Genomic DNA, 7975 nt, shown 5'->3' with positions numbered 1-7975 from the left:
GCACCAAGGGCGCCATGGAGTTGCGGACCTCCGAGTCCGCGGGGTAGGAGTCCTCCTGTCTCGGTCCTCTTCCTTTGGCCGGTTTTGAAGGGACTCTCTTTGGCCGGTTTTCACGTGACCATTGAGGGATCAAACCGTTCGGCTACGTGGCCACGCCGCTCTACGGCGCGTGGGCCTCCGCCCCGTACTTCCACAACTCCAGCGTGCCCACCCTCTGGGGCGTGCTGAAGCCGTCGGACCGTCCCAAGGTGTGGAAGCGCCTGCAGACCTCCACCAACAACCTGGGCACCAACGCGGGCTTCGACCCGAGCTTCGCCTCCTACGACTTCGACAAGCTCGGCTGGAAGGTGACGGCGCTGGCCTGTGGAGACCGTCCGGCCAATGACCCCTTCATCCCCTGCAGCCACGAGATGGCCACGCTGGACGTGCTGTTCGCCAACATCGCGAACGTCGTCGCCAACTACAACTCGCTGGCGTACCAGTCGCCGCCGCCCATCAGCCAGAAGCAGATCAACTCCCGCATGATCTTCAACTCGCACCTGTACGGGCTCGGCAACGGGGGCCACGACTTCACCCAGTCGCTCTCCGACAGCGAGCGCTACGCCCTCATCGAGTACATGAAGACGCTCTGAAAACGACTCACCCGTGACGGGCACGGAAGGCCTGTCACGGGTGGGCGGTTGAAGCACGGCGGCCTCCGGGAGGAACACCCCGGGGGCCGTTGCTACATCAGGCGCTTGAAGAGGCCGAGCTTGCCCACGTACGGCGGGTAGCGCATGGCCAGGTCCAGCAGGAAGGGCCGCTTCACGACGCTCTTCTTGTGGCTGAAGGCATCGAAGCTCGACTGGCCGTGGTAGCCGCCCAGGCCGGACTCGCCCACGCCGCCGAAGGGCAGGCCCTCCACCGCGAAGTGGACGCAGACGTCGTTGACCACCGCGCCGCCGCTCGACGTCTCCGTGAGGATGCGCTCGTTGACGGCCGAGTCCTTGGCGAAGCTGTAGAGGGCGAGCGGCTTGGGCCGCGAGCGCACGAAGCGGATGGCCTCGTCGATGCTCGGGCAGTCCACCAGCGGGAGGAGGGGACCGAAAATCTCCTCCTGCATCAGCGGGCTGGACAGGGGCGCGTCGGTGATGACGGTGGGCGCGAAGAAGCGGGAGGACGCCTCGCGCTCACCGCCGAAGGCCACCTTCCCGTGCCCCGCGAGCGCCGAGACGCGCTCGAAGTGCCGGGCGCTGATGATGCGGCCGTAGTCGCTGCTGGTGCGCGCGTCGGCGCCGTAGAAGCCGGTGACGGCCTTCTGGACCAGCGCGGCGAAGCGCTCCTTCAGCTCGGGGTGGATGAGCACGTAGTCCGGCGCGATGCAGGTCTGGCCCGCGTTGACGAACTTGCCCCAGGCGATGCGGCGCGCGGTGACCTCCAGGTCCGCGCTCCGGTCCACGATGCAGGGGCTCTTGCCGCCCAGCTCCAGGATGGTGGGCGTCAGGTGCTTCGCCGCGGCCTCCGCGACGACCCGGCCCACCTGGGTGCCACCGGTGAAGAAGATGAGGTCCCACTTCTCCGCGAGGAGGGCGCGGCTGGTCTCCGCGTCCCCCTCCACGACGGTGACGACGTCCGCTGGAAACGCCTCCGACAGCAGCCGGGTGAGGACGCTCGACGTCGCCGGGGCCAGCTCGCTGGGCTTGAGCACGGCGGTGCAGCCCGCGGCGAGCGCCCCGATGAGCGGCGCGATCGACAGCTGATAGGGGTAGTTCCAGGGCGCGATGATGAGCGTCACGCCGAGCGGGTCCGCGTACTGATAGGCCCGCGCGGGCTGGATGACGATGGGCGCTGGTGTCTTGCGCGGCTTCATCCACGACTTCACGTGCTTGAGCGCGTTCTTTATCTCCCCGTAGATGCTGCCGACCTCGGTGAGATACGCCTCCTCCGCGCTCTTGTTCAGGTCCGACTTGAGGGCGGCGAAAATCTCCGCCTCGTACTTGCGCACGGCATGGCCCAGGGTCTCCAACTGCGCCCGCCGCCACTCGAGCGGGAGCGTGACGCGGGACTCGAAGTAGGCACGCTGCTTTTCGACGAGCGCCTTCGCATCGAACGAAGACGGGACAGCGGCGAGGCGGGTGGAACCCTGGGCCATGGGACTTCTCCTTGCGTGAGATTCGCGCGGCTACTTCAAGAACTCGCCCTTCTCGGCCTTCTCCACGAGTGACGCGGGGGGCAGGAAGTGCTTTCCGTAGCGCTGCGCCAGCTCGCGCGCGCGGGTGATGAAGCCCCGCGGACCCGTGCCACTGGGGCCCTCGTAGCCGTTGATGAACTGGGCCACGCCGCCCGTCCATGCCGGGAAGCCGATGCCCAGGATGGAGCCGATGTTGGCGTCCGCCGCCGAGCGCAGCACGCCTTCATCGAAGCAGCGCACCGTGTCGATGGCCTCCGCGAACAGCATGCGCTCCTTCATGTCCTCGAAGGGGATGGTGTGGCCCGGCCTGGTGTAGTGCTGGGCGAGCCCCGGCCACAGGTTCGCGCGCTTGCCGTCCACGTAGTCGTAGAAGCCCGACCCGGTGGAGCGGCCCTTGCGCCCGTGCTTGTCGATGAGCGTGTCCACGACGGCGTAGCTGCCGTGCTCCACCCACGTCTGGCCCGCGGCCTCCGCGGCGGCCTTCGTCTCCAGGCGGATCTTGCGCGGCAAGGTCAGCGTCAATTCGTCCATCAGCGCCAGGGGCGCCGCCGGGTAGCCGGCCTGCAGGCCCGCCTGTTCAATCGACGCCGGAGCGATTCCCTCGCCCACCATGGCGATGGCCTCGTTGAGGAACGTGCCGATGACGCGGCTGGTGAAGAAACCCCGGCTGTCGTTGACGACGATGGGCGTCTTGCCAATCTGCACCGCGATGTCGATGGCCTTCGCCAGCGTCGCGTCGCTCGTCTTCTTGCCGGCGATGAGCTCCAGCAGCGGCATCTTGTCCACGGGGGAGAAGAAGTGCATGCCCACGAAGTCCTCCGTGCGCTTCACTCCCTCCGCCAGCAGCGTAATCGGCAGCGTGGATGTGTTGGACGCCAGCACCGCGTCGGGGGCCACGACGTCCTGCACCTCCTGGAACACCTTGTGCTTCAGCTCCACGCCCTCGAACACGGCCTCGATGACCAGGTCGCAGCCCTTGAGCTGGGCGGCGTCCGCCGTCGGGGTGATTCGCGCCAGGAGCGCGTCGCCCTTCTCCTTCGTGGACTTGCCCTTCTGGATGGCCTTCTCCACCAGCTTCACGGAGTACTGCTTGCCCTTCTCCGCGGACTCCTGGCTCACGTCCTTGAGCACCACGTCGATGCCCGCCTTGGCGCAGACGTAGGCGATGCCCGCGCCCATCATCCCGGCGCCGAGGATGCCGACCTTCTTCGCCGTGTGCTGCGGGAAGCCCTTGGGCCGGCCGCCACCGGAGTTGATGTGCTGCATGTCGAAGAAGAACGCCTGAATCATGTTCTTCGCGACCTGTCCGGTGGCCAGCTCGGTGAAGTAGCGCGACTCGATGGTGAACGCGGTGTCGATGTCCACCTGCGTGCCTTCCACGGCCACCGCCATGATGGCGCGCGGCGCGGGCATGTTCGCGCCCTTGATCTGCTTGCGCAGGTTGGCGGGGAAGGCGGGCAGGTTCGCCGCGAGGCCGGGATGGGACGGTGTGCCGCCCGGAATCTTGTAGCCCTTCGCGTCCCACGGCTGCTGCGCCGTCGGGTTCGCCTTGATCCACGCCTTGGCCGCTGGCAGCAGCGCCTCCACGGAGTCCACCACCTCATGCACCAGGCCGACCTCCTTGGCCTCCTGCGGGCGGTAGCGCTGGCCCTGGAGCAGCACCTTCATCATCGCGTCCACGATGCCCAGCATGCGCACCGTGCGCACCACGCCGCCGCCACCGGGCAACAGGCCCAGCGTCACTTCCGGCAGGCCCAACTGCGCGCCCTTCACGTCCGCGACGATGCGGCGGTGACAGGCCAGGGCAATCTCCAGGCCTCCGCCCAGCGCCGCGCCGTTGATGGCGGCGACCACGGGCTTGCCCAGGGTCTCCAGCGTGCGCAGGTGCGACTTGATCTCCTGGACCAGCTCGAACGCCTGCTTCGCGTCCTCCTTGCGGATGCGCTGCAAGTCGTTCAGGTCGCCGCCGGCGAAGAAGGTCTTCTTCGCGGAGGTGAGGATGACGCCGGTGATGTCGGCCTTCTCCTTGGCCAGCCGGTCCACCGTGGCGCGCATGGACTTCAGGTACGCGGCGTTCATGGTGTTGGCGGACTGGTTGGGGTCATCCAGCGTCAAGATGACGATGCCGTCGGCATCCTTGTCCCAGCGGATGGTGTTCTGCTCGCTCATGGGGTTCGCTCGAATCTTGTCGAAAGGTGGGTCAAAGGGGTTCAGACGCGCTCGATGAGGGTGGCCACGCCCATGCCACCGCCGACGCACAGGGTGATGACCGCGCGGCGCGCCTTGCGGCGCTCCAGCTCGTCCACCATGGTGCCGAGGATCATCGCGCCGGTGGCGCCCAGCGGGTGCCCCATGGCGATGGAGCCGCCGTTGACGTTGAGCTTGTCGCTCGGGATGCCCAGGTCCTTCTGGTACTTGAGCACCACGGAGGCGAACGCCTCGTTGAGCTCGAACAGGTCGATGTCCTTCACGGACAGGCCCGCCAGGTCGAGCAGCTTGCGCGTGGCCGGCAGGGGGCCGGTGAGCATGATGGTCGGGTCCGCGCCGGACGTCGCCACGGAGGCGATGCGCGCGCGCGGCGTCAGGCCCAGCTCCTTGCCCACCTTCTCCGAGCCGATGAGCACCAGCGCGGCGCCATCGACGATGCCGGAGGAGTTGCCCGGGGTGTGCACGTGCTCGATGCGCTCCACCGCGTGGTACTTCTGGAGCGCCACCGCGTCGAAGCCGCCCATCTCACCGATGCCGACGAAGGACGCGTTGAGCTGGCCCAGCGAGGCCACCGTGGACTCCGGCCGCATGTGCTCGTCGCGGTCCAGGATGGTGAGGCCGTTCTGGTCCGTGACGGGGATGACGGAGTTCTTGAAGTAGCCGCCGGCCCAGGCCTTCGCGGCGCGCTCCTGCGACTGCGCGGCGTAGCGGTCCACGTCCTCGCGGGTGAAGCCCTCCATCGTCGCGATGAGGTCCGCGGAGATGCCCTGCGGCACGAAGTACGTGTCGTAGTTGGTGGCGGGGTCCATGGCCCAGGCGCCGCCGTCGGAGCCCATGGGCACGCGCGACATGCTCTCCACGCCGCCCGCGATGACCAACTGCTCCCAGCCGGAGCGCACCTGCTGCGCGGCCATGTTCACCGCCGTCAGGCCGGAGGCACAGAAGCGGTTGAGCTGCACGCCGCCCACCGTCTCCGGCAGGCCCGCCGCGAGCACCAGCGTGCGGGCGATGTCCGCGCCCTGGTCTCCCACGGGAGAGACGATGCCCAGCACCACGTCGTCGATGCGCTTGGGGTCCAGGTTCGGGTGACGCTTCTTGAGCGCGTCCACCAGCCCGACGAGCAGCGACAGGGGCTTGGTGCCGTGCAGCGCGCCTTTCTTGCCCTTGCCGCGAGGAGTACGAACCGCGTCGAAGATGAATGCTTCCTGGCTCACCGGGAGCCTCCTTGGGATTTGGTGTGGGAGTGGGCTACAGCGAACGGGCGACGAGCTCTTTCATGACCTCGTTGGCGCCGGCGAAGATGCGCATGACGCGAGTATCCGCGAACAGGTGGGCGATGGGGTATTCCTTCATGTACCCATACCCTCCGAAAAGCTGGAGGCAACGGTCCGCGACGATACACGCCTGGTCCGTGAGCCAGTACTTGGCCATGGCCGCGGATGCCACGTCCAGCTCGCCCGCGAGGTGGCGCTCGATGCACTCGTCGAGGAACGCCCGGCCCACCCTCCGCAACGTCGCGCATTCCGCCAGCTCGAAGCGCGTGTTCTGCAGAGCGAAAAGTGGCTTGCCGAACACCTGGCGCTGCTTGGTGTACTCGACGGTGAGGTCCACGGCCCGGTCGATGCTCGCCTGCGCGAGGATGGCGGTGCTCAGCCGCTCCTGGGGGAGCTGGGACATGAGCTGCGCGAAGCCCTTGCCCTCCTCGCCTCCGAGCAGGTTGACGGCGGGTACGCGCAGGTCATCGAAGAACAACTCCGTGGTGTCCTGGCCATGGCCTCCGAGCTTCTCGAGGATGCGGCCCCGCTCGAAGCCGGGCGTGGTGTCGGAGACCTCCGCGCACACGAGGGAGATGCCCGCGTGGCCCTTCACGTCGCTGGTGCGCACCGCGATGATGAGGAAGTCGCACACCCGGCCGTTGGAGATGAACGTCTTGGAGCCGCTCACCCGGTAGAAGTCTCCGTCACGCTCGGCGCGGGTGGAGATGGCCTGCAAGTCCGAACCGGCGCCGGGCTCCGTCATGGCGATGGCGCCCACCCACTCGCCGCTGGCGAGCTTGGGCAGCCACTTGTGCTTCTGCGCCTCGGACGCGTACGCGAGCACGTAGTGCGCGACGATGGAGCAGTGCACGGCGAAGCCCATGGTCGGGTCTCCGGCCCGCACCTGCTCCTCGCTGAGTATCGCCTCATGGGCGAAGGTGCCGCCGCCTCCGCCGTATGCCTCCGGAATGGACATGCACAAGAGGCCCAGCTCGCCCGCCCGGCGGTAGAGCGCCTTGTCCGGGTGGCCCTGGGCCACGTGCTTGGGGACGTTGGGGAGGACTTCCTTGGTGAAGTAGGTGGCCGCGAGGCCACGCACCTGCTCGAGCTCGTCAGAGCTCCATCGAGGACGTGCCGTCATTGTCTGTCTCGCTCCGTCGTGAGTCGCTCTTGCAGTCCGAACGTCTTGCCGATGATGTCGCGCTGGATTTCGCTGGTGCCGCCGTAGACGGTGGAGATGACCGTGGCGCGCAGGTGCGACTCCATGTCGTATTCGGTCGCGTAGCCGTAGCCGCCCATCATCTGAACACCCTCGAGCGCCACGCGCTTGGCGGTCTCCGTCGTCTTCAGCTTGGCCATGGACGCCTCGCGGGGGAGCATCCGGTCGGGCGCTTCATCCGCCAGCTGCGCCACGCGGTAGATGAGCAGCTCGCAGCACTCCAGCTCAGTGGCCAGGTCCGCGATGCGGTGCTTGAGCGCCTGGAAGGAGCCGATGGGCTTGCCGAACTGCTTGCGCTCCTTCACGTACGCCACCGCGTCGTCGAACGCGCGCCGGCCCCGGCCCAGCATGGACGCGGCGAGCAGGAGCCGCTCGCTGTTGAGCCCCGACATGAGCTGCGGCCAGGCCTGGTCCACCTTGCCCACGACGGAGTCCTCCGGCAGGAAGCAGTCGGTGAAGAAGACGTCGTTGACCTCCTTGCCGTTGAGCGTGGGGATGCCGCGAATCTCCACGCCCGGCGTGCCCGTGGGGACGCAGAACATGGTGAGCCCCTCGTGCCGGGAGCCCGAGGACTGGGTGCGCGCGACGAGCAGCAGGTGGTCGGCGAAGTGCGCGTTGGAGCACCACGTCTTCTGGCCGTTGACGAGGAAGCCTCCGCTCGTGCGCGTCGCGCGGCAGGTAATCGCGGCGGCGTCCGAGCCCGCGTCGGGCTCCGAGATGGAGATGGCCTCCACGCGGCCCCGGGTGATGCCGGTGAGGACCTTCTGCTTCTGTGCCTCGCTGCCGAACTTCGCGTAGGGGCTCGCGGCGACGGCCGTGGTGATGTATCCGCCCACCGGAGCGAGCCCGTAGGAGGTGCGCTCGGCGAACAGGCACATCTCCGCCATGCCTCCGTCGGAGCCGCCGTACTTCGGAGAGATGCCCACGCCGAGCCAGCCCAGCTCGGCCATCTCGGCATAGAGCCGGGGGTTGTGGGCCTCGACGCCGTGCTGGGTCAGCGCGTCGCGCTGCGCGCGGGTGCCCGTCTTGGCGCGACAGAACGCGTCGATGGAGGCAGCGAAGGACGCTTGCTCCGGAGTTCTCGGATGCATGGGGACTCGTGAGGGAGGAGGCGGGGGGGAG

6 protein-coding genes are annotated in these 7975 nt (G+C 67.9%); 1 reads left to right on the top strand and 5 read right to left on the bottom strand.

The window, feature by feature from the left end; all coding sequences use genetic code 11:
• The first annotated feature begins 146 nt into the window (after nucleotides 1-146).
• Complete coding sequence (locus tag HUW62_RS27710) at nucleotides 147-632, top strand: hypothetical protein (RefSeq protein WP_255203673.1); 486 nt, start codon at nucleotides 147-149, stop codon at nucleotides 630-632.
• 92 nt (nucleotides 633-724) lie between these two features.
• Here HUW62_RS27710 and HUW62_RS27705 read toward each other — a convergent pair whose 3' ends face one another.
• The 5 genes from HUW62_RS27705 to HUW62_RS27685 are packed head-to-tail and all read right to left on the bottom strand — an operon-like array spanning nucleotide 725 to nucleotide 7944.
• Nucleotides 725-2131, bottom strand: coding sequence for an aldehyde dehydrogenase family protein (locus HUW62_RS27705; protein ID WP_176436098.1), 1407 nt, complete (start codon nucleotides 2129-2131; stop codon nucleotides 725-727).
• A 30-nt stretch (nucleotides 2132-2161) separates the two neighbouring features.
• Entirely contained in the window at nucleotides 2162-4339 is a 2178-nt protein-coding gene (locus HUW62_RS27700; RefSeq protein ID WP_176436097.1) for a 3-hydroxyacyl-CoA dehydrogenase NAD-binding domain-containing protein, read from the bottom strand.
• Nucleotides 4340-4380: 41 nt separating this feature from the next.
• Nucleotides 4381-5592 (bottom strand): acetyl-CoA C-acetyltransferase, encoded by a 1212-nt coding sequence (locus HUW62_RS27695; RefSeq protein WP_163865039.1) that lies wholly within the window; start codon nucleotides 5590-5592, stop codon nucleotides 4381-4383.
• 34 nt (nucleotides 5593-5626) lie between these two features.
• A complete protein-coding gene (locus tag HUW62_RS27690; RefSeq protein WP_176436096.1) occupies nucleotides 5627-6775 on the bottom strand; it encodes an acyl-CoA dehydrogenase family protein in 1149 nt (382 codons plus the stop codon).
• Entirely contained in the window at nucleotides 6772-7944 is a 1173-nt protein-coding gene (locus tag HUW62_RS27685) for an acyl-CoA dehydrogenase family protein (RefSeq protein ID WP_176436095.1), read from the bottom strand. The genes HUW62_RS27690 and HUW62_RS27685 overlap by 4 nt, the downstream gene beginning before the upstream one ends.
• Between the last annotated feature and the right edge of the window lie 31 nt (nucleotides 7945-7975).

The organism is Myxococcus sp. AM011 (genome assembly GCF_013372595.1).
In the GTDB taxonomy this organism is placed as follows: domain Bacteria; phylum Myxococcota; class Myxococcia; order Myxococcales; family Myxococcaceae; genus Myxococcus; species Myxococcus eversor.
Note: the sequence above shows the minus strand (reverse complement) of the source record. Positions and strands in the feature narration are given on the sequence as shown.

What these genes read in the sequence shown, in the direction of transcription:
- HUW62_RS27705 (WP_176436098.1), bottom strand. Translation starts at nt 2,131, where the DNA reads ATGGCCCAGGGTTCCACCCGCCTCGCCGCTGTCCCGTCTTCGTTCGAT.
- HUW62_RS27700 (WP_176436097.1), bottom strand. Translation starts at nt 4,339, where the DNA reads ATGAGCGAGCAGAACACCATCCGCTGGGACAAGGATGCCGACGGCATC.
- HUW62_RS27690 (WP_176436096.1), bottom strand. Translation starts at nt 6,775, where the DNA reads ATGACGGCACGTCCTCGATGGAGCTCTGACGAGCTCGAGCAGGTGCGT.
- HUW62_RS27685 (WP_176436095.1), bottom strand. Translation starts at nt 7,944, where the DNA reads ATGCATCCGAGAACTCCGGAGCAAGCGTCCTTCGCTGCCTCCATCGAC.